This is a genomic window from Sphingobium sp. B11D3D (genome assembly GCF_025961755.1).
Taxonomy (GTDB): domain Bacteria; phylum Pseudomonadota; class Alphaproteobacteria; order Sphingomonadales; family Sphingomonadaceae; genus Sphingobium.
Genome location: NZ_JAOQOG010000001.1, coordinates 1,239,769 through 1,261,657, shown reverse-complemented (window position 1 = coordinate 1,261,657; position 21,889 = coordinate 1,239,769). Strand labels below are relative to the sequence as shown.

Sequence of the window (21,889 nt, the reverse complement as noted above, 5' to 3'; positions counted from 1 at the left end):
GTTCCTGCGCACGATGACGCGTGTCCACGCCGCTCACTCTTCCTCGAGAGACGACCACGCTGCGCGAATGGCTCGCGCGACGCAGGGGAGGAAGACTGATGAACCCACGAACTGACAGATGGACGGCGCGTGCCCTGGTGAGTTGTACGGCGCTCGCCTTTGCCTTCAACGCGCCAAGCCCGGCAAAGGCCCAGTCCACCGAGGCGGACGCGCAGGAGACGCAGGCGATCGTCATCACCGGATCGCGGATCGTGCGCCGCGATTATACCTCAGCGACGCCGCTGACCACCGTGACCAGCGACACCCTGCAGTCTTCCTCGGATCTCAGCATCGATCAGGGGCTGAAGGAAATGCCGCAGTTCACAGGCGGCGTCGGCGCGACCGGTCGCGGCGGCGCCGGCCTGACCGGCCTGGCCGGATCTGACGTGCAGGCCACACCGACCAACAGCCCCGGTATCGCGACGCTCGACCTGCGCGGCATCGGCGCTAATCGAACGCTGGTCCTCCTGGATGGACGGCGCACCCAGCCGGCCAATGCGACACTGGTGGTCGATATCAACACCATTCCCAAGGCAGCGCTCGACAGCGTGGAGGTCATCACCGGCGGCGCGGGCGCAACCTATGGCGCGGATGCCGTTGCCGGCGTCGTCAATTTCAAGCTCAAGCGCGACTATTCCGGCGTCACGATCGATACCAGCATGGGAATCAGCGAACGTGGCGATGGACGGCAGTTCGAGATATCCGCCCTTGTTGGTGGCAATTTCGCCGATGGACGCGGCAACGCCATGCTGGGCGTGACCTATCAGGACCGCGACATCATCTATCAGGCGGATCGCCCCTTCTATCAGGCTGGTTATACCGATCCCGCCAGCAGCGGCGGAGCGGTCTTCTTCGGCAGCAGCTTCGGCGTTACGCCGCGCACGAATACGACCGGCGTACCGGGCGTGGTGGCCGGCTTCGACTTCGGTGCACCAGCCGGCAACCCGTCCCAGGCGGCCGTCAATCAGGTGTTTGCGCGCTACGGCTTCGCGCCGGGGGAAGTCGCGATTGCCGGGCCGGGCCTGTCGACCAGCTTCTTCTTCAACAAGGCCGCCAATCCGCTCGATGCCACGATCTTCTCGGGCGTCGTCGGCCGCGTGACTGGTGCGCCCGCACCCAATTACAACGGCACCGACCCCAATGTGAAAATCCTGGAGAACGGCAATGCCTCCTTCGTCAGCAAGGAAGGCTATCTCCAGTTGCCGCTGCGGCGAATCTCCTTCTTCGGCAGCGCGCATTACGACATCACGGATGACATTACGGCCTATGTTCAGGCCAAGTTCGACCAGAACAACGTCCAGACCCAATCCACCTATGCCACGGCGTTTAGTCAACTGAACGCCGGTATCACGTTCGACGCCGCGACATGTGGCGCGGCGGTGGGGCATCCTGTGCCGCAGGACCTCTGCGACATCCTACGCAGCCGCGCTCGCCCGAATGCGCCATGGTCGCTCAATCAATCGATGACGTTCATAGGCCCCTCGCGCACCGAAACGAACACCTATAACTATGAGGTGATCGGCGGCTTCCGCGGCAATGTGGGCATTCGCGACTGGACGTTCGATGTCTTCGGCGGTCACGGCAAGAGTTCGCAAGTTACGCGCTATGAGAACTTCATCGATCTGGACGCTTATCAAACCTTGATCGGCCTTCCGAACTACGGCGCCGGAACAACCTTCCTGCACCCCAGTCTCGGCATGTCCGCAAGCTGCACGAGCGGTCTCAATCCGTTCACCACCGCCCCGGTCTCGCAGGACTGCCAAGATCTGATCCAAGCAAACATCAAGGCTGAGACGGTCGTCGGGCAGACCCAGGCGGAAGTGAATTTCCAGGGTGGACTGTTCGACCTGCCAGCCGGTGAAGTGCGCTTTGCGGCCGGCGCGTCCTATCGCGAAAACAACTTCTTCTATGAGCCCAGCGGCCCACTCAACGCGCAGACGATCAACAGCGGCGTCATCAGCCTGCCCGGCGTCTCGCGAACGGAAGGCAAGATCTTCGTCAAGGATTTCTACGGCGAGGTCCTGATCCCGCTTCTGTCCGATCTGCCCTTCGTTCAGGCACTGAACCTCAATGCGGGCTATCGTCACTCGAGCTACAACACGGCAGGCTCGGTCGGCACATGGAAAGTCATTGGCGACTGGGATGTGAATGACTGGCTGAAGTTCCGCGGCGGCTACCAGGTCGCCAACCGCGCACCGAACATCGCCGAAATCTTCCAGCCGGGCATCTACACCGTGGTCAATTGGCCCGGCGGCGATCCGTGCGCGACCCATGCCAACAATTCCGCCTATCCCGGCTATGGCAATCGCGCCGACAATCCGGATCGCGCGCAGGTTCTGGCACTCTGCTCCGCGATCTCAGGCGGCTTTCCGATCGGTCCGGATTTCGTGGGCAATCAGCCGCAGCTGTTCCCTCTGGGGCGGGATGTCACATTGGGCAACCCAAATCTCAAGTCCGAGGAAGCCCGCACCTTCACGGCCGGCATGGTCATCCGCTCACCATGGCGGGATTCCCCGTGGCTCAGCCGCCTGACCCTCTCGGTCGACTATTATAATATCAAGATCGCAGGTGCCGTCTCGACCCTGTCGACCGATTATGTCTACCGCCAGTGCTTCAACTTCGATGGCACAAGCAATCCCACTTACGATCCCGGCAACGAGTTCTGCACCCGGATCATCCGTGAGCCGCAAAGTGGCTTCTGGTCGGCGACACGCGCCTTCTTCGAGAATCTGGGTAAAATCCACACCGCAGGCATCGATGCCAATCTCAACTGGACCGTCCCGGCGCCTGGGCTGTTCGGGGATGAGGGATCGTTCACCACCAATATCGCGTTCAACTATCTCGACAAGTTCGACGTTCAGAGCTTGCCGGGCGGGCCGACGGCCGACTATCGCGATACCATCGGCAGCAACCAGTATAGTGCGCAGTTCAAATGGAAGCTGTCGACCAATGTCGCCTATAATTTTGGCCCAGGTGCGATCAGCCTGACATGGCGTCATCTGCCCAAGGTTCGCTACTTCACCTACGCGACCAGCACGACGGCGACCGAACTCCCAATCCCCGCCTATGACATCTTCGATCTCTCAGGGCGGATCGCGGCGACATCCACCGTCGAGTTGCGGTTCGGCGTGGACAATCTGTTCGACAAGCAGCCCCCGCGCCTCGGCGTGCGAGCGGGCACGCTCGCGCAGGGAGGCTCTTCGCAATCCGGTGTCACGGACCCGAGTACCTACGATGTGCTTGGCCGGCGCTTCTTCCTCGGCGCGCGGTTGCGCTTTTGACGAGGGCGTGGCGGGCGCACTGGGCGTCCGCCACGCCTACTTGCCTCCCGGCGCACCCCTGAACGGTTGCAGACAAGGCAGTTCGCGCGGGCGGTTGCACATTGCTCACGCGCAAACTAATTTTGCGGATCGCAGAGATTTTTGCGACTTTTTTGGGCGATCGCGCCCTTCCGGCAAGGTAACGAAGGAACGGCATCGCATGAAAAGCGCTCCCAAGACGGCAGGCAGCGAAGCTGAAATCTTCGGCAAGGTTCTGCCACCGAAATCGGGCTATCCTTCCCCGGACATGGCGCTGACCATCACCATTGTGATGCTGGCCCGTCGCTGGCGCGCGCTGGTCGATGAGAAGCTGCGGGATATCGGCCAAAGCGCATCGCGCATGGAGGCGATGTCCTCCATCGCCTATGCGCCGCCCGGCACGACCCAGATCCAGATCGCCAAGCGCGTCGGGATCGAAGGCCCCACCCTCACCCGCACGCTCGATCTGCTGGAAGCCGAAGGGCTGGTGGAGCGCCTGCCCGACCCGAGCGACCGGCGCAACAAGCTGATGCGCCTGACCGCAGAGGGCTATCAGACGCTGGCCCATATGCTCGAAATCGCCGCCAGCCTGCGCGCGCATTTGCTTGAGGACGTCTCCGAGGAGAAGGTGCGGGAAGGCTATGACTTCTTCTCGATGCTGCTCCAACGCATCGAATCCGGGCTCGATCTGCCCGCCGACCAGATCGGGAAGCTGCCGGGATTCGCAAATGACGGACTGCCGCCCGCCACCCGCTGAGGATTTATTGCGCTCGGATGGTCTGCTCCCGGCAGCGAACCAAGCCGGCCGGCGGACAAGGCAATCGATCGATTGCGCTAAGGCCGGCTCCCGTCCCGAAGGACGCGGTTTCAACTTATCATCATGGAGATGGTGGAAGGGGCTGGATTCGAACCAGCGTACGCTCACGCGGGCAGATTTACAGTCTGCTGCCTTTAACCACTCGGCCACCCTTCCAGAGGCGCCTGACCCGGACGGCGAGGCCGTCAAACGGATTGGAGGCGGCTCAATGGCGAATGGGGCCTTGCCTGTCAATGCCATGCTGTGGAAAAGCGCACGCATGAAACGGGGACACAGAACAGGAAAGCCGAAAGGCGGGTATCCGAGGCTCTATGGGCGCCACGCCATCACGGCCGCGCTCGCCAATCCGGACCGGGTGATTCGCAAGATCTGGGGCACGCGCGAGGCATTGGCCGCGCTCGATCTGCCGCCGGTGCTGCCGATCGTCTATTCGGACGTGGCGGATTTGGGCCGCATGGTGCCGGGCGACGCGCCACATCAAGGCCTTGTGGCCGAGGTGGAAGCGCTGGAGGACATCTGGCTCGGCGATCTGCTGGAACAGGGCGTGCCGGATGAACAGGCGCGCAGGCCGATCCTGGTGCTCGATCAAGTGACCGACCCGCACAATGTCGGCGCGATTTTGCGCTCGGCCGCGGCCTTCAATGCACTGGGCATTGTGACGCAGGACCGCCATGCGCCGCCCGAATCGGGCGTGATCGCGCGCGCGGCAGCCGGCGCGCTGGAAATTGTGCCCTGGGTACGGGTGGTGAACCTCGCCCGCGCGCTCGATGAAATCGCTGAGGCCGGCTATTGGCGCATCGCGCTCGATGGCGACGCACGCGATACGATCGCCGGCGCGCTGGACAATACCACTCGCGTCGCGCTTGTGCTGGGTGCGGAGGGTGAAGGCCTGCGCCTGAACAGCGTCAACCATTGCGACATGGTCGCTCGCCTGCCGATCAGCCCGCGCATGGAGAGCCTCAACGTTTCCAACGCCGCTGCAATCGCGCTATACGCCTGCATGACGCGCTAGGCGCAAGCCTGGCGCCGTGCCTCGCGGGGGATGAGCGATTGACGAACCGGGCGATGATGACGCGCTGGCTGCTGGTGCTGATCGCGCCCCTGCTGCTTTCGAGCTGCCTGCTCGTACCGACACGATTCGCGGCGACGCTCGATATCAAGGCCGACCGCAGCTTCACCTTCGCTTATGTGGGGGAGGTGCAGCTTCTCAAGAGCAGTCCGTCCGACATGACCGACGGACTGCTGGATGAAGACAATGCAGCGGAAGACGACGCCACGGACGGGGCGACGGACGATGCGCAGATGTTCAAGATCGCCAGCCAGCCGCAAAGCAAGAGCGGGACTGCGGACGACGCCGACGCCGATGCCGACGATGAGGCGCAACTCCGGCGTCTCGCCGAGGCGCTGAGCAAGGAATATGGCTACCGCTCTGCCCGCTACATCGGCGACCGCAAGCTGGCCATCGATTACCGGATCAGCGGCCGGCTCGACCATGGCTTCGTCTTCCCGTTTAACCCGGACGGGGAAGTCGTCCTTCCCTTCCTCGCCATCGAACTGCGCGGCAAGGATCGCGTGCGCATGAAGGCTCCCGGCTTTGCCAATGATAGCGATGCCGCCGCCCTACCGATGGGCACGGCGAGCGGTGGTGAGAGCCCTGGCGGGCTGCTGGACGGCACGTTCACGCTGACCACATCGGCGGAGATCGTGAGCCAGAATCAGGAAGAAGGCGCCGAAACTATGACGGATGGACAAAGACGGATCGTCTGGAAGGTCACCCCAGCCACCAAGGATGCACCGATGGTCGTGCTGCGCGTGGCGCCGTTGCCATGAGGTTGCACGCAGGCCTTGGGCTGCTGATCGCTAGCGCCGCTCTAAGCGCTAGCGCAGTCCGCGCGGCGGAAAGCGAATCGCTTGGCATCTGGACCAATCCGCAGCGCAGCGTGCAGGTGCGCGCGCATCGCTGCGGCACGGCGATGTGCGGGACGGTGATTCAGGCCAGCGAAAAAGCCCGCGCGGATGCGCGCAAGGGCGGGATCGACAATCTGATCGGGGCGCGCCTGTTCAGCGGCTTCGTGCCCGAGAAGGAGAATGCCTGGCGGGGCAAGGTGTTCGTACCGGATATCGGCAAGACCTTTTCCGGCACCATCACCCTGGTCAACGAGCGGACGCTGAGCGCGCAAGGCTGCCTGATCGGCCGCATCGGCTGCCGATCACAGGTCTGGACCCGGGTGGATAACTAGACCCGGCGGGCGCCCGCTGGCGCGCACCGGGCCAAAGTGCTCAGTCTTCCGGTGCGATCGTGACGACCATGCCCTCGAGCTCCGGGCTGACCGGGATCTGGCAGGAGAGACGGCTGGAGGCATTGCGATGCTCGGAGCTATCGAGCAGATCGTCCTCGTCGCCCTTGAGCGGCGGGAGCTTGTCCGCATAAGCCTCGTCCACATAGACATGGCAGGTTGCGCAGGAACAGCAGCCGCCACAAATGGCCAGCAGTTCGTCGATTCCGTTGTCGCGGATCACTTCCATGACCGTGTGGCCATTCTGGGCCTCGATCTCGTGGCGCGCGCCGTCCCGTGTCACAACCGTCAATTGCGGCATTTTTATCTCCAAACCATGGTTTGGCTCGCTATGAGGGGCTGCTGGACAGAAATCAACCCGGCGACGCGCGCCGCTCTTTATCCTGGGACGAACCATGCTCGATGATGCCGCATTGCGGACTTCGCTGGATGCGCTGGCGGCAGATCAGCCCGCGATCGCCGCGTTGATCGAGCGGCTCGGTTACCCCCCATCCCGCCAGCGCGAACCGGGTTATGAAACGCTGCTGCGCACCATTGTCGGCCAGCAGGTGAGCGTCGCCGCGGCGGCTTCGGTCTGGGCCAGGCTGGAAGCGGCCCTTGGCGCCGGCTGCGCGCCCGATGCCCTGCTGGCGCAGGATTTCGATACGCTCCGCGCCTGCGGCCTCTCCCGCCAGAAGCAAGGCTATGCCCGCAGCCTCGCGGAACTGGTGGTGAGCGGCGGGCTCGATCTCCACGCGCTGCCGCAAGATGATGAGGAGGCCATTGCCGCGCTCGTGCGGATCAAGGGCATCGGGCGCTGGTCGGCGGAGATCTATCTGCTGTTCGCGGAAGGCCGCAGGGACATCTGGCCGGCGGGCGACCTCGCCGTGCAGATCGCGGTGGGGCAGATCATGGGCCTCGATGCGCGCCCGGCCGAACGCGAAACCCGCGCGCTGGCCGAAGCCTGGCGCCCACACCGCAGCGCCATGGCGCTGATGGCCTGGCACCATTATAACACCCCGGTCTTCTAATGCGCTGTCTCCCCCGCCCCCTTCCCGTCAGAGCAGTGCGTCGATCGCCTTGGCGAGGGCAATATCGCGCGCGCTCAGGCCCCCGGCATCATGGGTGCTCAGGCGAATATCCACGCGATTGTAGACGTTCGACCATTCCGGGTGATGATCGGCGCGTTCGGCCAGCAGGGCGACCTTGCTCATGAACCCGAAGGCGGCGACGAAATCATCGAACCGCAGGCTGCGCGAAATACCGCTGGCATCATCCGACAGGCGCCAGGCCGGGACAGTGCTGAGCGCTTGCGCGCGCTCCTCGTCGGAGAGACGGGCGATCCTTGGCATGGCGGTCTCCTTTTCGCGCGCCCCCTTCTCGGCCACGCGCCCATGGACCGTCAAGCCATGAGCGGCGCGGCGCTCCGGCTGGAGGATGTCGCCTGCCTGCGCGGGGGACGGCTGCTGTTCGCCGGTGTCAATCTCAGCCTGACGGCCGGCGGCAGCGCCCAGATCGCCGGGCCGAACGGCATCGGTAAATCGAGCCTGCTGCGCATCATTGCCGGGCTCCTGCGGCCCTTTGCGGGGACGGTGACCTGCAAGGGCGCGGTGGCGCTGACCGACGAGTTGGACGCGCTGGACCGGGACCGCACGGTGCACGAGGCCCTCGCCTTCTGGGCGAAGGTGGACGAGGCGCCGTCCGCACGCATCAACGCCGCGCTCGATGACCTCGCCATTGCGCATCTGCGCGATATTCCGGTGCGGATGCTCTCCACCGGCCAGCGCAAGCGCGCCGCGCTGGCGCGCACGCTGATTACTGCGGCACCGATCTGGCTGCTGGATGAGCCCGCCAATGGCCTCGACGTCGCCTCGGCCGCGCAACTCGGCACCCTGGTCGACGAGCACCGTGCGCGCGGCGGCCTCGTGCTCGCGGCCTCGCACATGCCGCTCGCGTGGACGCAGGATGCGGTGATCAACCTTCATGCGCCGGCCCCGGATGCGGGCGAGGAGCGCGACGCATGATCGGCCCGATCATCCTGCGCGACCTTGGCCGGGCGTGGCGGAGCGGTGGCATCTGGCTGCCGCTGGCCTTTCTGCTGCTGATTGCGGCGCTGTTTCCTTTCGCGGTCGGCCCCAATGCCACGCTGCTCAGCCAGACCGGCGGCGGCTTGCTCTGGGTCGCCGCGCTGCTGGCCAGCCTGCTGCCCATTGACCGGCTGATCGAGCCGGACCGCGACAGCGGCGTGATCGACCAGCTCGTGCTGCGCGGCGTGGGGGAAGGCACGATCCTGTTCGCCAAGGGCGTCGCGCATTGGCTGAGCTTCGGCCCGCCGCTGCTGATCGCCGCGCTGCCGGCCGGGGCGCTGCTCAAGCTGGAGCCGGAGATGCTGCGGCTGGTGATGGTCGGTCTGGCGCTCGGCACTCCCGGCCTTGCCGCGCTCGCCCTGCTGGTGGCGGCACTCACCGCTGGCCTGCGGGGCAGCGGCGCGCTCACCGGCCTGCTGGTGCTGCCGCTGGCGGTGCCGATCCTGATCTTCGGTGCCGGCGCCCTGCAATTTGGCGGCGACAGCGCGCTGAAGCTGGTCGCGGCCTGCTCGCTGTTACTGTGTGTGGTGGCGCCGGTGGCCGGCGGCGCGGCGCTAAGGGCGGGACGGGATTAGGTAGGGCTGGATTGAGGGGCGCCGCATACCAGGCCTTCCCTCTTCCCCGTTCGTGTCGAGCGAAGTCGAGACACCAAGCACAGCGCTAGACGTGTCTCGACTTCGCTCGACACGAACGGAAAGGTAGGCGGGTATACATGTAGTATACCTAGGCGCTTGCGGTGCGCTCACGCGGCGGACGCCCTCCTCCCGAAAGCCCCTCAGCCCGGCGTCCACCGCGCCCAGATCGCCGTTGGAAGCAACAGCCCCCGCGCCTCCTCCCGCACGGCAAGCTCGCCGCATTCGATCCGCCCCGGCAGATCACCGAGATGCGCCCGGAGCAGTTCGCCGATCGCCAGCGCGGACATGCGCACGGCATAGACCGTGAGGAACAGGAAGCGGCTCTCGCCATCCAGCAAGCGGCGGCACCCGGCGATCAGGCCGGGCAGGTCTTCCTCGAGGCGCCAGATTTCGCCATCCGGTCCCCGGCCATATTTGGGCGGATCGAGCAGGATGCCATGATAGCGCCGCTCGCGCCGCACCTCGCGTGCCGCGAATTTGGCGGCATCGTCGATGATCCAGCGGACGGGATTGCTCTCCATGCCGGAGAGTGCCGCATTGGCGCGTGCCTGCGCGACCGATTTTTTCGAGGCATCGACATGCACGCACTGCGCCCCGGTCGCGGAGAGGGCCAGCGTGCCGACGCCGGTATAGCCGAACAGGTTGAGGAAATGAGGCGCTTCAACGCCGTGCAGCCGCTCGCGTGCCCATTGCCAGACCGGCGCCATGTCCGGGAAGAAGCCGAGATGGCGAAAGGGCGTGCAGCTTGCCTGAAAGCGCGCCTCCTCCCAGCGTAGCGGCCAGCCATCACGCGGCACGGGCTTGTCGAAATGCCAGCGCCCGCCGCCATCCTCGTCCGATGCCGGAATGAAGCTGCCATGCGCATCCCAGTCGGCCTGCGCCGGCTGCCACATCGCCTGCGGCTCCGGGCGGATGAAACGATAGGGGCCGTAGCGCTCCAGCTTGCGGCCGGCGCCGCTATCGATGAGGCCGTAATCGCCCCAGGGCTCGCCGACCATTGTGGTGAGTGGGAGGGCGGGTGGCAGGGTTATAGACATCTATCCCCTCCCCTTCAGGGGAGGGGTTCGGAGGTAGGTGCTTACGTAGCGCTCTGGAGCCGACGTAGCCGACACCACCCCAACCCCTCCTCTAAAGAGGAGGGGCTTCAGAAAGGACGTCCTACCCACGGCGCGGTGTGGCGCGTTCCGCGATATATTCGGTCACCGCCTCGAACGTACCGGGCAGCGTCACATAGCGCTCCTCGCGCCCGAACAGATCGCCCACACGTGACGGCAGCGAGGGACGCACGCCGGTGGCGCGTTCCACGGCATCGCGGAACTTGGCGGGATGCGCCGTCGCCAGCGTCACCACCGGCACGGACGGATCGAGCGGCACGGCATGGGCCGCCGCGAGGCCGACCGCGCTGTGCGGATCGATGACCTGAGAGGCCGCATCATAAGCCCAACGCATCGCCCGCGACATGTCGTCGCCATCGACGCGCGCGGACGAGAAGAGCTTGGACGCCCCGTCGCGCTGCGCATTCGTCAGGCGCATGGCCTTTGTCGCCTCGAATCCCTTCATCTGCTCGGCCAGCGCCAGACCATCGCGCCCGCCAAGATCGAACAGCAGCCGCTCGAAATTGGAGGAGACCTGAATGTCCATGCTGGGCGTGGCCGTCGGCACGACGCCTTCCTGGCTGTAGTCGCCCTGCGAGAGCGCCCGGTGCAGAATGTCGTTCACATTGGTGGCGACGATCAGCCGCTCGATGGGGAGACCCATGCGCGCTGCGACATAGCCGGCGAACACGTCGCCGAAATTGCCGGTCGGCACCGAGAAGGCGACCTGCCGATGCGGCGCGCCGAGGCGCACGCCGACATAGATATAATAGATCACCTGCGCCACGAGTCGCGCCCAGTTGATGCTGTTCACCGCCGACAGATCGAAGCGGCCGGCGAAATCGGCATCGTTGAACATGCGCTTCACCAGCGCCTGCGCATCGTCGAAGCTGCCCTCGATGGCGATGTTGTGGACGTTCGGCGCCAGCACCGTCGTCATCTGCCGGCGCTGCACATCCGACACGCGATCTGCGGGATGGAGCATGAAGATATCGATCTTCGCTCGGCCCGCAACGGCATCGATGGCCGCCGAGCCGGTGTCTCCCGACGTCGCGCCGACGATGGTCAGATGGGTATCGCGGCGGCTGAGGAACTTCTCGAACAGCAGGCCGAGCATCTGCAGCGCAACGTCCTTGAACGCCAGCGTCGGCCCGTGGAACAGCTCAAGCAGCCAGTGCTGATGATCGAGCTGCACCAGCGGCGTCACCGCGGCGTGGGAGAAGCGGCCATAAGCCTGCGTACACAGCTCGCGCAGCTCGTCTTCGCTCAGACAATTGCCCACGAAGGGGCGAATGACACGAACGGCGGTCTCGACGTAAGAGAGGCCGCGCATCGCCTCCAGCTCGTCGGCGGAAAAGCTCGGCCAATGCTCAGGCAGATACAGCCCGCCGTCGCTCGCCAGCCCTGCCAGCGTTGCGCCTTCGAAATCCAGCGCAGCCGCGCGCCCCCTGGTGCTCACATATTGCATGACCGGCCCTTAGCCTTGTGGCTGCCGTAGCGCAACGGAGTGGATTAACCCTCGCGCGGTTCGCCCCGCCAGCGCTTGCGCAGGGCGAGCGCATAAATCACCAGCGCGATCGTGGCGAACAGGAACCACTGCACCGCGTAGGAGCGGTGATTATTGGGCACCGACGATGGATCGGGCCGCGCGGAGGCGAGCAGGCCGGGCGCGGGCCCGTCCGCGACGATCATCAGCCGCAAGGGCGGTGCCTTGCCCTGCACACGGGCCAGCAGTGAGGAATTGTCCGGCTCATGGGTGGCTGTGCCAGTCACCGGGCCGCCCTGCCAGTCAGTCTTGCCATCCGGTCGCACGCTCACGCCCATGTCCACCACAAGTCCCGGCCCTTCGGCACCGGTCGCGCAATAAGCGATGTGCCGCCATCCGGTCTCGCCGCTGCGCGCCCGACCGCCGATCACCTGCCAATCGACCACGCGCAGGCACTGGGCCGCGAGACGGCGGAACATGTAGCTTTGATCGGTGGGGTTTTGCCGGGGATAGGCCGTGAGCGGCAGATGCAGATTCGCGCGCCAGGCATCCAGCGCGGCCTCCTTCTGCTGGGCGCGACCGATCTGCCAGATGCCCAGCGCGATCATCACGGCAACGGCGAGGCCGACCAGAACGGTCGGCACCAGCGGCACCCGGCGGCTCATGGCGCGCCCTCGCCCGGCTGACGCGGATCGGCAATGCGCCCCTCGCGCGCCTTGTTGCGATATTCGATGATCAGCAGTGCTGCCTTGGACAGCCGCAAACAGCCGATGACCAGCGCGGTGGTGAGCGGCACCCAGAGCAGGATATGCACCCAGAATGGCGGATCGGCGGCCAGCTGGACCATCAGCGCCAGCGCCGTGACCAGCCCGCCGACGATCAGGATGAGGAAGGCCGCCGGGCCATCGCCGACATTGAACGCGGCCAGATCCAGCCCGCAGGCCCGGCAGCTCGGCGCGAATCGTACCCAGCCATCGAACAGCGGCCCGGCGCCACAGCGCGGGCAGCGGGCCTTGACGCTCGCCTTGACTAGATAAGCCGGTGTGACAGCGGCAGCCTTTAGCGCCTCTGCGGGCTTAGTCTCGCTCATCCATCCTGTCCTTCGCAAATGCCGCATGCCGAAAACGAAGCGACGCGCGGAAGGGCTTTCCGCGCGTCGCCTTTGCTATCGATAGATGAGGAGCAAGCATGGGCCTTGGCGCCGCACATGCCGTGCTCCCCGGCCGATCAGCCCGCGTGCATCGGAGCTCCCCAGCCGCCCCACACATAGATGGAGACGAACAGGAACAGCCACACCACGTCAACGAAGTGCCAGTACCAGGCCGCCGCCTCGAACCCGAAGTGCTGGCGCGGGGTGAAGTGGCCCTTATAGGCCCGCACCTGGCAGACGATCAGGAAGATCGTGCCGACCAGAACGTGGAAGCCGTGGAAGCCGGTCGCCATGTAGAAGGCCGAGCCATAAGGCGTCGTGCCGAAGGCGAAGGGCGCGTGAGCATATTCGTAGGCCTGCACGCAGGTGAAGACGATGCCGAGGATGATCGTAAGCCACAGGCCCTTCTTCAAGCCGTCCCGGTCGCCATGGATGATCGCATGGTGCGCCCAGGTGATGGTGGTGCCGGAGCAAAGCAGAATCAGCGTGTTGAGGAGCGGCAGCTCGAAGGGATTGAGAACTTCGATGCCCTCGGACGGGAACAGGCCGTCAATCGGCGGCAGGGCCGTCGGGAAGAGGCTGAAATCGAAGAACGCCCAGAACCAGCCCACGAAGAACATGACTTCCGAGGCGATGAACAGGATCATGCCGTAGCGCAGGTGAAGCTGCACGACTGGCGTGTGATCGCCGGCATGCGCCTCGCGAATAACGTCCGCCCACCAGAAGAACATGGTGGCGAGCACGCCGGCCAGACCGAGGAAGAAGCCCGCGCCGCCCCAGCTGCCCATTTCAGAGGGGTGCATCCAGGCAACGGCGCCCAGCGCCATCACCAGGGCCGACATCGAGCCCATCAACGGCCAGAAACTGGCGGGGAGAATGTGATAATCGTGATTCTTGGCGCCGGCCATATCGTATTCCCTGTATCTAAGCGCTTTATCCGAGCGCTCGTTTGCGCGCTTCTTTAGCTCTGGTCGTCCGGCTTCTCAACCGGATAGAATGTGTAACTCAGCGTGATTTCCTGGACGTCCTTGCCGTCAGAATCATCAAGGAACGCCTTGTCGACATAGAACAGCACGGGCATCCGCACCTGCTGCCCCGGCTGCAAGGTCTGCTCCGTAAAGCAGAAGCACTGCACCTTGCTGAAATATTTGCCGACATATTCGGGCGTGACGTTGAACACGGCGCGCCCGGTCACCGGCTTATTCGAGGTGTTCTTCGCGATGAAGATCGCCATCGACTTGCCGCCGACGCCCACGGTCAGGCGGCGCTTCTCGGGATAGAATTCCCACGGGATGCCGCCGCCGATATTCGAGTCGAACCGAATCGACAGCTGCCGGCCCTGCGTCTGCAGCGAGACCGCCTTGGCGGCCTGTGCGGCGTCGACGCGCTGGGTGGTGCCGCCGAAGCCGGTAACCTGACAGAATAGGCGGTAGAGCGGGACCGCCGCGAAGCCGAGGCCGAGCATCGCCACCGCGACCAGCGCTGCCAGCAGGGCTGTCTTGCGGTTACTCACGCGCTTTCCGGCAATCGTCGTCATCGCACCGCTCCTCAGGCCATTTTCGCGATGGTGATCGCAAAGAACAGTACGACCAGCGCGGCGAGGATCCACGCCATGATGCGCGCCCGCGCCCGCTGGCGCTCCTGAATGAGTTTCTGGTCTTCAGGGGTCATGCCGCATACACCCAATGGTCGACGACAACCGCGCCGAAGAGCAGGAAAAGATAGAGAACCGAATATTTGAACAGCCGCCGCTCCGGCTTCATTTGGGCGGGATCGCTCTCCCGGCGCAGCGAGACCTGCAGGGCCATGGCCGCGAACACCGCTGTCGCCAACAACGCAGTCAGTCCATAGATCGGGCCGGTCAGCCGCAACACCACCGGCGCCAGCGCGGCGACGCCCATGATGCTGGTATAGCCCAGGATCTGGCGGCGGGTGGTCACCTCCCCGGCCACCACCGGCAGCATCGGGATGCCGGCATTGGCGTAATCCATCCGCACGAACAGCGCGAGCGACCAGAAGTGCGGCGGGGTCCAGAAGAAGATCAGCATGAACAGAGCGATGGGCAGCAGCGCCACATCGCCCGTCACCGCCGCCCAGCCGATCAACGGCGGAAAGGCACCGGCCGCACCACCGATCACGATATTCTGCGCCGTGCGTGGCTTGAGCCAGATGGTGTAGATGAACACATAGAAGAGGATCGACGTCGCCAGGATGCCGGCGGCGAGCCAGTTGGTCGCAAAGCCCATCAGAAGCACGGAAAAGGCAGCGAGGCCGACGCCGAAATGCAGCGCCGTTTCCCGGCTCATCCGGCCGGCCGGCAGCGGACGACCCGCGGTACGCTTCATCTTCGCGTCGCGGTCGACTTCATACCATTGGTTGAGCGCGCCCGCCGCACCAGCGCCGAGCGCGATGCAGAGAATGGCGGTAAAGGCGAGCACCGGAGACAGGCTGCCGGGTGCGACCAGCAATCCGCACAGGCCGGTGAAGACGACGAGCGTCAGCACGCGCGGCTTAGTCAGCGCGAGCAGATCGCGCCAGTCCGCCGGGAGCGGAACCGTCGACCCGCCAAGCGGAGACTGTTGTGGCGCGGTGCCCATGATCGATGCCTTGCTCGCCAAAACCTCTGACCTTGCGTTCAGTTCAACTCGTCAGTTCATATCGCAAGCGGGAGCGCTTGCGCGCCCCCGATCACTATCTTGTCTGTTCAAGCCGCCACCCTGAGGACGGCGGCTCGCGGGTGAAACCCGTTGCCGATCAATCGATGACCGGCAAGGTCTCGAACTGGTGGTACGGCGGCGGGCTGGACAGCGTCCATTCCAGCGTCGTGGCACCCTCACCCCACGGATTGGCAGCGGCCTTCTTGCCGGCCAGCAGGGAGATGAAGACGTTTACGAAGAAGATCAGAACGCCCACGCCCATGATCGCATAACCAAACGAGGCGATGCCGTTCCAGTAGGCCAGCGCATCGGTGTAATCCGGCACGCGGCGCTGCATACCGCTCATGCCCAGGAAGTGCATCGGGAAGAACATGATGTTCACGCCGATGAAAAACACCCAGAAGTGGAGCTGACCCAGGAACTCGTTGTACATCTTCCCGAACATCTTCGGGAACCAGTAGTAGAAGCCTGCGAACAGCGAGAACACGGCACCGAGCGAGAGCACATAGTGGAAGTGCGCGACCACATAATAGGTGTCGTGCAGGTTATCGTCGATGCCGCCATTGGCGAGCACCACGCCGGTCACGCCACCCACGGTGAACATGAAGATGAAGCCGAGCGACCAGACCATGGGGGTCTTGAAGCTCATCGAGCCGCCCCACATCGTGGCGATCCACGAAAAGATCTTCACGCCGGTCGGCACCGCGATGACCATGGTGGCGGCCGTGAAGTACATCTTCATGTTCACGGTCATGCCGGTGGTGAACATGTGGTGCGCCCACACGATGAAGCCAACGACGCCGATGGCGACCATGGCATAGGCCATGCCGAGATAACCGAAGACGGGCTTGCGGCTGAAGGTGGAGACGATCTGGCTGACGATGCCGAAGCCCGGCAGAATCATGATGTACACTTCGGGGTGGCCGAAGAACCAGAACAGGTGCTGATAGAGAACCGGATCACCGCCGCCGGCCGCGTCATAGAAGACGGTGCCGAAGTTACGATCGGTCAGGAGCATGGTGATGGCCGCAGCCAGCACGGGCAGTGCGAGCAGCAGAAGGAAGGCGGTAACCAGCACCGACCACACGAACAGCGGCATCTTGTGGATGGTCATCCCCGGTGCGCGCATGTTGAAGATGGTGGTGATGAAGTTGATCGCGCCCAGGATCGAGCTGGCGCCTGCGATGTGCAGCGAGAGAATCGCCATGTCGACCGCCGGACCGGGGCTGCCGCTGGTGGACAGCGGGGCATAGACGGTCCAGCCGGTGCCCGCGCCATTGCCGGTGCCGCCGGGCACGAAGGCCGAGCCAAGCAGGAGCAGGAATGCAGGGATGAGCAGCCAGAAGCTGATATTGTTCATCCGCGGGAAGGCCATGTCCGGCGCGCCGATCATGATCGGGACGAACCAGTTGCCGAAGCCGCCGATGATCGCCGGCATCACCATGAAGAACACCATGATGAGGCCGTGGGCCGTGATCAGCACGTTCCAGAGGTGATAGGCCTGATCGATCGTCGCATCGGGACCGTCCGCGAAGGTGGCCCAATGCTGGAGATACTGAATACCCGGCTCAGCCAGCTCGAGACGCATGAGGCCCGAGATGGCGCCGCCGATGACGCCGGCCATGATCGCGAAGATCAGGTAAAGCGTGCCGATGTCCTTGTGGTTCGTCGACATGAACCAGCGGACGAAGAAGCCCGGCTTGTGATCGGCATCATGATCGCCATGGGCGTGCGCCCCGTGGAAATCGTCTGCGGTTGTGGTGCTCATCTTGGAAGTCCTCAGGATGCAGTCGCGGGCGCCGCAGCGGGCGTCTCGGCGTTGGCGGGAGCAGGAGCGGCGGCGGGTGCTTCGGCGGCAGCGGCAGGCGCGGCTGCGTCACCCGGCATCTGGCCACCCTGTGAGCGGACCCACTGTGCGAACCGCTCGGGGCTCACCGCTTCGATCGAGATCGGCATGAAGCCATGGCGTGCACCGCACAGCTCCGAGCAGACGCCATAATAGACGCCTTCCTTCTCGATGGTGAAGGTCTTCTCGTTGAGGCGACCCGGCACAGCATCTTCCTTCACCCAGAAGGCGGGAATCGAGAAGGAGTGGATCACGTCAGCCGCAGTGATGATCGCCTTGATGGGCACGCCGACCGGGAGGACGACGCGATTGTCGACGCCGAGCAGGCGGGGCTCGCCACGCTTGAGCGCTTCTTCGGGCGGCAGCATGTTGGAGACATATTCGCCGATGCCGAGATCGGGATATTCATAACCCCAGTACCACTGATAGCCGGTCACCTTGAGGGTGATGGCGTTGGCCGGGGCCGGCTTGAACTGCTTGGCCAGCAGGTCGATCGACGGAATGGCGATACCGATGAGGATCAGCACCGGCGCCAGCGTCCAGACGATCTCGATCGCCGTGTTGTGCGAGGTGCGCGAGGGCACCGGATTGGCGGCGCGACGGTAGCGCACCACGACCCAGAGCAGCAGCCCGAGCACGAACAGCGAGATAACCGTGATGACCGGCAGCAGAATCACATTGTGCATCCACAGCGCATAATTGCCCGTGGAGGTCACCTGCTTCTGGAAGGTCGTCTCGCCCACGGCGGGCTGGCCGACACCTTCGACCGGCGCAGCATGATCGAACGCCGGCGCGGCGGGAGCTGCGGGCGCAGCGGCGGCGGCCGGTGCGGCTTCCGCAGTCGACGCCGCGGGCGCAGCAGCCTGTTCTGCCTGCCCGAAAGCGGAAGATGGCGCGAGCGTGCTCAGTCCGAGCGCGATCGCCACCATGAAGCCATTGATTCTTCTAGTCATGCGGTCGACCTGCCTTCAATTTCAGGCCGCTAGCGAAAGACATCGACTGCGGCCCCCCTCATTGATCTTGCGGCCCCTATACGCAGCCAGCCTCCCAGCCTCAAGCGCAGAAATTGCCCGAATGCCAGCCGTTGATTGTCAGCCCGTCCGCCGCTATCTGCGCCGCTCTATATAAGAGGTCGGGGAAACATGACAGAATCGGAAGTGCTCGCTGAATTTCGCGCCTGTGACGCGCTGCTCCAGGGGCATTTTCTGCTGTCCTCGGGCAAGCACAGCGCCAACTATCTGCAATGCGCGCGCGTGCTGATGAATCCCGAGCGCGCCGGCCGCATCGCCGTTGCGATCGCCCAGTCTATCCCGCGTGATATTCGCGCCGCCATCGACGTCGTTGTCTCGCCGGCGATGGGCGGCATCATCATCGGCCACGAAATGGGCCGGGCGCTGGGCTGCGATGCGCTGTTTCTCGAGCGGCCGCAGGGCACCTTCTTGTTCCGTCGCGGTTTCTCGCTAACACCCGGCCAGAAGGTGTTGATGGTCGAGGACGTCGTGACGACCGGCCTCTCCTCCCGCCAGGCGATGGAAGCGGTGCGCGCGGAAGGCGGCGAGGTCATCGCCGAAGCCGCCGTGGTCGATCGCTCGGCCGGCGAGGCCAATCTCGGCGTGCCCTTCTTCCCGCTCGTGAGCCTCAACTTCCCTGTGTACGACGCTGACGATCTGCCGCCCGAACTGGCAGCGATCCCGGCGACCAAGCCGGGCAGCCGGGCATGACAGCAATGGCGGACCAGTGCGGCCGCCACCTGCGCCTGGGCGTCAACATCGATCATGTGGCGACCATCCGCAATGCGCGGGGCGCCTCCTATCCCGATCCGGTCCGCGCCGCCCTGCTCGCGCAGGAAGCCGGCGCCGACGGCATCACCGCACATTTGCGCGAAGATCGCCGGCACATCACGGACAAGGACATCGCGCGCCTGTCCGCCGAGCTGGAGATCCCGTTCAATTTCGAGATGGCCGCCACGCAGGAGATGCTGGAGATCGCACTGCGCCATAAGCCGCACGCCGTCTGCCTCGTGCCAGAACGTCGCGAGGAGCGCACCACCGAGGGCGGACTGGATGCGGCCGGGTTGCACAATCACCTCGCGCCCATGGTCGACCGGCTCGGCGAAGCGGGCTGCCGTGTCTCGCTGTTCATCGAGGCCGATCCGCGCCAGATCGATGCGGCGCTGCGCCTCAAGGTGCCGGTGGTGGAACTGCACACGGGCAAATATTGCGAGGTCGAAGGCCCCGAGCAGGCTGCGGAACTCCGCCGCATCACCGACATAGCGGCGCTGGCCGCCAAGAACGGCATCGAGCCCCATGCCGGCCATGGCCTGACTTACGAGAATGTCGCGCCCATCGCGGCGATTCCGCAGGTCGCTGAACTCAATATCGGCCACTTTCTCATCGGTGAGGCGATCTTCTTGGGCCTGCGCGACAGCGTGGCGCAGATGCGCAGGCTGATGGACGAGGCGCGCGGGCAGGCATGATCGTCGGCCTGGGCTCTGATCTTTGCAATATCGAGCGAATCCAGGCCTCTCTGGACCGGTTCGGAGCGCGATTCGAGCAGCGGGTGTTCACCGACCATGAAATCGCCCGGGCCAATCGGCGCCCGTTCACCAAGGCCGGCACATTGGCCAAGCGCTTCGCGGCCAAGGAGGCCTTCAGCAAGGCTGTCGGCACCGGATTCAAGGCCGGCGTGTTCATGAAGGACATTGGCGTCGTCAATCTGCCCTCCGGCGCACCGACGCTTGCCCTCACGGGCGGCGCCAAAGCGCGACTGGATGCCTTGACCCCGTCCGGCGCCAGCCTATTTGTTCACCTGACATTGACCGACGATCATCCCTGGGCGCAGGCGTTCGTCATTCTGGAGGCGCGCTTTCCGTGACGGATGAGGCATCGATCAAGGCGCAGGAAACGCGCCGGAAACGCGCTGACAAGAAGACCGATTGGGTCGGCGAGATCAAGAGCATCGTGCTGCTGCTGGCGGCGGTGCTGGCGTTCCACAGCTTCGTGGCCAAGCCTTTCTACATACCCTCCGAATCGATGATGCCGACCATGTTGGTGGGCGACCGGCTCATTGTTTCCAAATATGCCTATGGTTGGTCGTACGTCTCCCCGACCATTCCCAATCCGGCCGCGATCCTGCGCACGACGTTGCTCGGCGGACCGCCCGAGCCCTGGGGCGTCACGCTGCCGTTCATGAACGGGCGCGTTTGGGGCAAGATGCCCGAGCGCGGCGACATCGCGATCGTGACGCCGCAGAACAGCAACGAGGATTATATCAAGCGGGTCATCGGCCTGCCCGGCGATCTGCTGGAAGTGCGCGACGGCGTGGTGATCCTCAACGGCAAGGCGGTGAAGCAGGAGGCCCTGCCCGCCATGCGGATGCCGGTGGATGCCAACAGCCGCTGCGATCCGCGCCAGTTCCCCGGCGCGCTGGAAACGCAGCCCGATGGCACGCAGGTGTGCGTGCTCCCGGTGCTGCGTGAGACGCTGCCCAATGGGCGGAGCTACACAATCATCGACATGGGCGCGCGCGAGACCGATTGGTACGGCCCAGTGCGCATCCCTGCCGGCCATGTGTTCCTGATGGGCGATAACCGCGACAATAGCGCGGACAGCCGCGTCTCCGCCGCAATGCAGGGCCTTGGCGGCCCGGTGCCTTGGGAATCGCTGGGTGGCCGCGCCGAGTTTATCACCTTCTCGCTCGACGGCTCGACGCGGCTCAATCCGGCCACCTGGATCAGCAGCTTCCGAAGTGGCCGGGCAGGGATGTCGCTGCACCCTGAAGAGACAGCAGGTTCCGCGCAGCGCTAAGCGCTTTTGCGGTAAGAGCGGCTCTTCACCGACAGCCGAGATAGCCGCGCACGGCACGGCCGACGCGTTCTTCCAGACCGGGCCGGTCCAGCTCTCCATGCGCACCAGCCGCGTCGACCATGCCCTTGATGATCGCGAGCATATCCTGCGCGGCAAGCGCCGTATCGGCGTGGGGTGGAAGATCCGGGCGCTGTAACACGCCGGTGACGATCTCGCGGAGCCGCACGCTCACCGCGTGAACTGCCGGATCGAGCGGCAGCCGCGCCTCCTCGATATCAAGAAGGCGCGCCAAAACGGGGCGCCGGAGTTGATGCGCGACCGCTGCCGCGATGAGCAGGGCCAGCGCCGCCTCCCCCGTCTCGGCCGTTGTCGCCGCCTCCCAATCGGCGATCAGCAGCGCGGTTTCCCGCAAGATCAGCGCGCCGATCAGGGCGTCCTTGCCTGGAAAGTACTGATACAGCGACCCGATGCTGACGCCGGCACGCTCGGCAACGGCATTCGTGGTCAGTCCGCCGAGTCCCTTTTCCTCGAGAATGCGAGCCGTCGCTTCGACGATGGCCTTTACCGTCTCCAAAGAGCGGCTCTGCCGGGGCGATTTTCTGGGGATGGAGCGCTGCTGGGAGGAGATGTTGGTCATGCCATCAATGCGAGTAGCCAATCTTGAGCATTTACTCGCATTTAGTCCGCGCAGACACAG

The 21,889-nt window shown here is 64.8% G+C and carries 25 protein-coding genes and 1 tRNA gene; 12 read left to right on the top strand and 14 right to left on the bottom strand.

Annotated elements, in window-relative coordinates; translation table 11 throughout:
• The first annotated feature begins 98 nt into the window (after positions 1-98).
• Both M2334_RS06005 and M2334_RS06000 read left to right on the top strand, forming a co-directional pair.
• The gene (locus tag M2334_RS06005; protein ID WP_264604998.1) at positions 99-3,320 is read left to right on the top strand and encodes a TonB-dependent receptor domain-containing protein; all 3,222 of its coding nucleotides are present in this window, start codon (positions 99-101) and stop codon (positions 3,318-3,320) included.
• A 199-nt stretch (positions 3,321-3,519) separates the two neighbouring features.
• Positions 3,520-4,095 (top strand): MarR family winged helix-turn-helix transcriptional regulator, encoded by a 576-nt coding sequence (locus M2334_RS06000; RefSeq protein ID WP_181560174.1) that lies wholly within the window; start codon positions 3,520-3,522, stop codon positions 4,093-4,095.
• Positions 4,096-4,225: 130 nt separating this feature from the next.
• Here M2334_RS06000 and M2334_RS05995 read toward each other — a convergent pair.
• A tRNA-Tyr gene (locus M2334_RS05995) sits at positions 4,226-4,311 on the bottom strand.
• A 103-nt stretch (positions 4,312-4,414) separates the two neighbouring features.
• Here M2334_RS05995 and M2334_RS05990 point away from each other — a divergent pair.
• The 3 genes from M2334_RS05990 to M2334_RS05980 are packed head-to-tail and all read left to right on the top strand — an operon-like array spanning position 4,415 to position 6,395.
• Complete coding sequence (locus tag M2334_RS05990) at positions 4,415-5,167, top strand: TrmH family RNA methyltransferase (protein ID WP_264573247.1); 753 nt, start codon at positions 4,415-4,417, stop codon at positions 5,165-5,167.
• Positions 5,168-5,220: 53 nt separating this feature from the next.
• A complete protein-coding gene (locus M2334_RS05985) occupies positions 5,221-5,985 on the top strand; it encodes a hypothetical protein (protein WP_264604997.1) in 765 nt (254 codons plus the stop codon).
• A complete protein-coding gene (locus tag M2334_RS05980; protein WP_264604996.1) occupies positions 5,982-6,395 on the top strand; it encodes a DUF2147 domain-containing protein in 414 nt (137 codons plus the stop codon). The genes M2334_RS05985 and M2334_RS05980 overlap by 4 nt, the downstream gene beginning before the upstream one ends.
• A 40-nt stretch (positions 6,396-6,435) precedes the next feature.
• Here the strand turns inward: M2334_RS05980 and M2334_RS05975 are convergent, their stop codons facing one another.
• Positions 6,436-6,753, bottom strand: a complete 318-nt coding sequence (locus tag M2334_RS05975) for a 2Fe-2S iron-sulfur cluster-binding protein (protein WP_264570850.1) — start codon at positions 6,751-6,753, stop codon at positions 6,436-6,438.
• 94 nt (positions 6,754-6,847) lie between these two features.
• Here M2334_RS05975 and M2334_RS05970 point away from each other — a divergent pair, with 94 nt between their 5' ends.
• A complete protein-coding gene (locus M2334_RS05970) occupies positions 6,848-7,462 on the top strand; it encodes a DNA-3-methyladenine glycosylase family protein (RefSeq protein ID WP_264604995.1) in 615 nt (204 codons plus the stop codon).
• Positions 7,463-7,489: 27 nt separating this feature from the next.
• Here M2334_RS05970 and M2334_RS05965 read toward each other — a convergent pair whose 3' ends face one another.
• Positions 7,490-7,783 (bottom strand): 4a-hydroxytetrahydrobiopterin dehydratase, encoded by a 294-nt coding sequence (locus tag M2334_RS05965; RefSeq protein ID WP_264585437.1) that lies wholly within the window; start codon positions 7,781-7,783, stop codon positions 7,490-7,492.
• Between the two features lie 57 nt (positions 7,784-7,840).
• Between M2334_RS05965 and ccmA the strand changes: the two genes are divergently transcribed.
• Together ccmA and M2334_RS05955 are read left to right on the top strand one after the other, a co-directional pair.
• Positions 7,841-8,455, top strand: coding sequence for a heme ABC exporter ATP-binding protein CcmA (gene ccmA / locus M2334_RS05960; RefSeq protein ID WP_264606043.1), 615 nt, complete (start codon positions 7,841-7,843; stop codon positions 8,453-8,455).
• Positions 8,452-9,093: a heme exporter protein CcmB gene (locus M2334_RS05955; RefSeq protein WP_264575383.1), complete on the top strand. Its 642-nt coding sequence runs from the start codon at positions 8,452-8,454 to the stop codon at positions 9,091-9,093. Before ccmA ends, M2334_RS05955 begins: the two co-directional genes overlap by 4 nt.
• A 200-nt stretch (positions 9,094-9,293) precedes the next feature.
• On the opposite strand, the gene M2334_RS05950 is transcribed toward M2334_RS05955, so the two are convergent.
• From M2334_RS05950 to coxB, 10 genes are all read right to left on the bottom strand, one after another.
• Entirely contained in the window at positions 9,294-10,190 is an 897-nt protein-coding gene (locus M2334_RS05950; RefSeq protein WP_264604994.1) for a class I SAM-dependent methyltransferase, read from the bottom strand.
• A gap of 121 nt (positions 10,191-10,311) precedes the next feature.
• On the bottom strand, positions 10,312-11,715 hold the full coding sequence (gene thrC / locus M2334_RS05945; RefSeq protein ID WP_264594172.1) for a threonine synthase: 1,404 nt from the start codon (positions 11,713-11,715) through the stop codon (positions 10,312-10,314).
• Positions 11,716-11,759: 44 nt separating this feature from the next.
• Positions 11,760-12,398: an SURF1 family protein gene (locus M2334_RS05940; protein WP_264570857.1), complete on the bottom strand. Its 639-nt coding sequence runs from the start codon at positions 12,396-12,398 to the stop codon at positions 11,760-11,762.
• A complete protein-coding gene (locus M2334_RS05935; RefSeq protein WP_264604993.1) occupies positions 12,395-12,823 on the bottom strand; it encodes a DUF983 domain-containing protein in 429 nt (142 codons plus the stop codon). Before M2334_RS05935 ends, M2334_RS05940 begins: the two co-directional genes overlap by 4 nt.
• 137 nt (positions 12,824-12,960) lie before the next feature.
• Positions 12,961-13,791 carry a cytochrome c oxidase subunit 3 gene (locus M2334_RS05930; RefSeq protein ID WP_181560186.1) on the bottom strand — a complete coding sequence of 277 codons (831 nt, stop codon included), beginning with the start codon at positions 13,789-13,791 and terminating at the stop codon, positions 12,961-12,963.
• 53 nt (positions 13,792-13,844) lie between these two features.
• Positions 13,845-14,420, bottom strand: a complete 576-nt coding sequence (locus M2334_RS05925) for a cytochrome c oxidase assembly protein (RefSeq protein ID WP_264594171.1) — start codon at positions 14,418-14,420, stop codon at positions 13,845-13,847.
• Positions 14,421-14,431: 11 nt separating this feature from the next.
• Entirely contained in the window at positions 14,432-14,554 is a 123-nt protein-coding gene (locus tag M2334_RS05920; RefSeq protein ID WP_264570860.1) for a hypothetical protein, read from the bottom strand.
• Positions 14,551-15,480, bottom strand: coding sequence for a heme o synthase (locus M2334_RS05915; RefSeq protein WP_264577470.1), 930 nt, complete (start codon positions 15,478-15,480; stop codon positions 14,551-14,553). Before M2334_RS05915 ends, M2334_RS05920 begins: the two co-directional genes overlap by 4 nt.
• Before the next feature lie 157 nt (positions 15,481-15,637).
• Complete coding sequence (gene ctaD, locus M2334_RS05910; RefSeq protein WP_181560188.1) at positions 15,638-17,308, bottom strand: cytochrome c oxidase subunit I; 1,671 nt, start codon at positions 17,306-17,308, stop codon at positions 15,638-15,640.
• Positions 17,309-17,319: 11 nt separating this feature from the next.
• Positions 17,320-18,339 carry a cytochrome c oxidase subunit II gene (gene coxB, locus M2334_RS05905; RefSeq protein ID WP_264594170.1) on the bottom strand — a complete coding sequence of 340 codons (1,020 nt, stop codon included), beginning with the start codon at positions 18,337-18,339 and terminating at the stop codon, positions 17,320-17,322.
• 189 nt (positions 18,340-18,528) lie between these two features.
• Here coxB and pyrE point away from each other — a divergent pair, with 189 nt between their 5' ends.
• Genes pyrE through lepB form a run of 4 tightly spaced genes read left to right on the top strand, consistent with a single transcriptional unit; the run spans position 18,529 to position 21,192 of the window.
• A complete protein-coding gene (gene pyrE / locus M2334_RS05900) occupies positions 18,529-19,107 on the top strand; it encodes an orotate phosphoribosyltransferase (RefSeq protein WP_264573260.1) in 579 nt (192 codons plus the stop codon).
• Complete coding sequence (locus M2334_RS05895; protein ID WP_264604992.1) at positions 19,104-19,862, top strand: pyridoxine 5'-phosphate synthase; 759 nt, start codon at positions 19,104-19,106, stop codon at positions 19,860-19,862. The genes pyrE and M2334_RS05895 overlap by 4 nt, the downstream gene beginning before the upstream one ends.
• Positions 19,859-20,260 carry a holo-ACP synthase gene (acpS, locus tag M2334_RS05890; protein ID WP_264604991.1) on the top strand — a complete coding sequence of 134 codons (402 nt, stop codon included), beginning with the start codon at positions 19,859-19,861 and terminating at the stop codon, positions 20,258-20,260. Before M2334_RS05895 ends, acpS begins: the two co-directional genes overlap by 4 nt.
• A 14-nt stretch (positions 20,261-20,274) precedes the next feature.
• Complete coding sequence (gene lepB, locus M2334_RS05885; protein WP_264606042.1) at positions 20,275-21,192, top strand: signal peptidase I; 918 nt, start codon at positions 20,275-20,277, stop codon at positions 21,190-21,192.
• Positions 21,193-21,217: 25 nt separating this feature from the next.
• Here the strand turns inward: lepB and M2334_RS05880 are convergent, their stop codons facing one another.
• Entirely contained in the window at positions 21,218-21,829 is a 612-nt protein-coding gene (locus tag M2334_RS05880) for a TetR/AcrR family transcriptional regulator (protein ID WP_264570865.1), read from the bottom strand.
• Between the last annotated feature and the right edge of the window lie 60 nt (positions 21,830-21,889).

Coding starts and splice junctions, on each gene's coding strand:
- M2334_RS05940 (WP_264570857.1), bottom strand. CDS start 12,398: ATGAGCCGCCGGGTGCCGCTGGTGCCGACCGTTCTGGTCGGCCTCGCC.
- M2334_RS05970 (WP_264604995.1), top strand. CDS start 6,848: ATGCTCGATGATGCCGCATTGCGGACTTCGCTGGATGCGCTGGCGGCA.
- M2334_RS05880 (WP_264570865.1), bottom strand. CDS start 21,829: ATGACCAACATCTCCTCCCAGCAGCGCTCCATCCCCAGAAAATCGCCC.
- M2334_RS05930 (WP_181560186.1), bottom strand. CDS start 13,791: ATGGCCGGCGCCAAGAATCACGATTATCACATTCTCCCCGCCAGTTTC.
- M2334_RS05950 (WP_264604994.1), bottom strand. CDS start 10,190: ATGTCTATAACCCTGCCACCCGCCCTCCCACTCACCACAATGGTCGGC.
- M2334_RS05915 (WP_264577470.1), bottom strand. CDS start 15,480: ATGGGCACCGCGCCACAACAGTCTCCGCTTGGCGGGTCGACGGTTCCG.
- pyrE (WP_264573260.1), top strand. CDS start 18,529: ATGACAGAATCGGAAGTGCTCGCTGAATTTCGCGCCTGTGACGCGCTG.
- M2334_RS05990 (WP_264573247.1), top strand. CDS start 4,415: ATGAAACGGGGACACAGAACAGGAAAGCCGAAAGGCGGGTATCCGAGG.
- M2334_RS05975 (WP_264570850.1), bottom strand. CDS start 6,753: ATGCCGCAATTGACGGTTGTGACACGGGACGGCGCGCGCCACGAGATC.
- M2334_RS06000 (WP_181560174.1), top strand. CDS start 3,520: ATGAAAAGCGCTCCCAAGACGGCAGGCAGCGAAGCTGAAATCTTCGGC.
- M2334_RS05965 (WP_264585437.1), bottom strand. CDS start 7,783: ATGCCAAGGATCGCCCGTCTCTCCGACGAGGAGCGCGCGCAAGCGCTC.
- M2334_RS05895 (WP_264604992.1), top strand. CDS start 19,104: ATGACAGCAATGGCGGACCAGTGCGGCCGCCACCTGCGCCTGGGCGTC.
- coxB (WP_264594170.1), bottom strand. CDS start 18,339: ATGACTAGAAGAATCAATGGCTTCATGGTGGCGATCGCGCTCGGACTG.
- ctaD (WP_181560188.1), bottom strand. CDS start 17,308: ATGAGCACCACAACCGCAGACGATTTCCACGGGGCGCACGCCCATGGC.
- M2334_RS05980 (WP_264604996.1), top strand. CDS start 5,982: ATGAGGTTGCACGCAGGCCTTGGGCTGCTGATCGCTAGCGCCGCTCTA.
- acpS (WP_264604991.1), top strand. CDS start 19,859: ATGATCGTCGGCCTGGGCTCTGATCTTTGCAATATCGAGCGAATCCAG.
- M2334_RS06005 (WP_264604998.1), top strand. CDS start 99: ATGAACCCACGAACTGACAGATGGACGGCGCGTGCCCTGGTGAGTTGT.
- M2334_RS05955 (WP_264575383.1), top strand. CDS start 8,452: ATGATCGGCCCGATCATCCTGCGCGACCTTGGCCGGGCGTGGCGGAGC.
- ccmA (WP_264606043.1), top strand. CDS start 7,841: ATGAGCGGCGCGGCGCTCCGGCTGGAGGATGTCGCCTGCCTGCGCGGG.
- M2334_RS05935 (WP_264604993.1), bottom strand. CDS start 12,823: ATGAGCGAGACTAAGCCCGCAGAGGCGCTAAAGGCTGCCGCTGTCACA.
- M2334_RS05925 (WP_264594171.1), bottom strand. CDS start 14,420: ATGACGACGATTGCCGGAAAGCGCGTGAGTAACCGCAAGACAGCCCTG.
- M2334_RS05920 (WP_264570860.1), bottom strand. CDS start 14,554: ATGACCCCTGAAGACCAGAAACTCATTCAGGAGCGCCAGCGGGCGCGG.
- thrC (WP_264594172.1), bottom strand. CDS start 11,715: ATGCAATATGTGAGCACCAGGGGGCGCGCGGCTGCGCTGGATTTCGAA.
- M2334_RS05985 (WP_264604997.1), top strand. CDS start 5,221: ATGATGACGCGCTGGCTGCTGGTGCTGATCGCGCCCCTGCTGCTTTCG.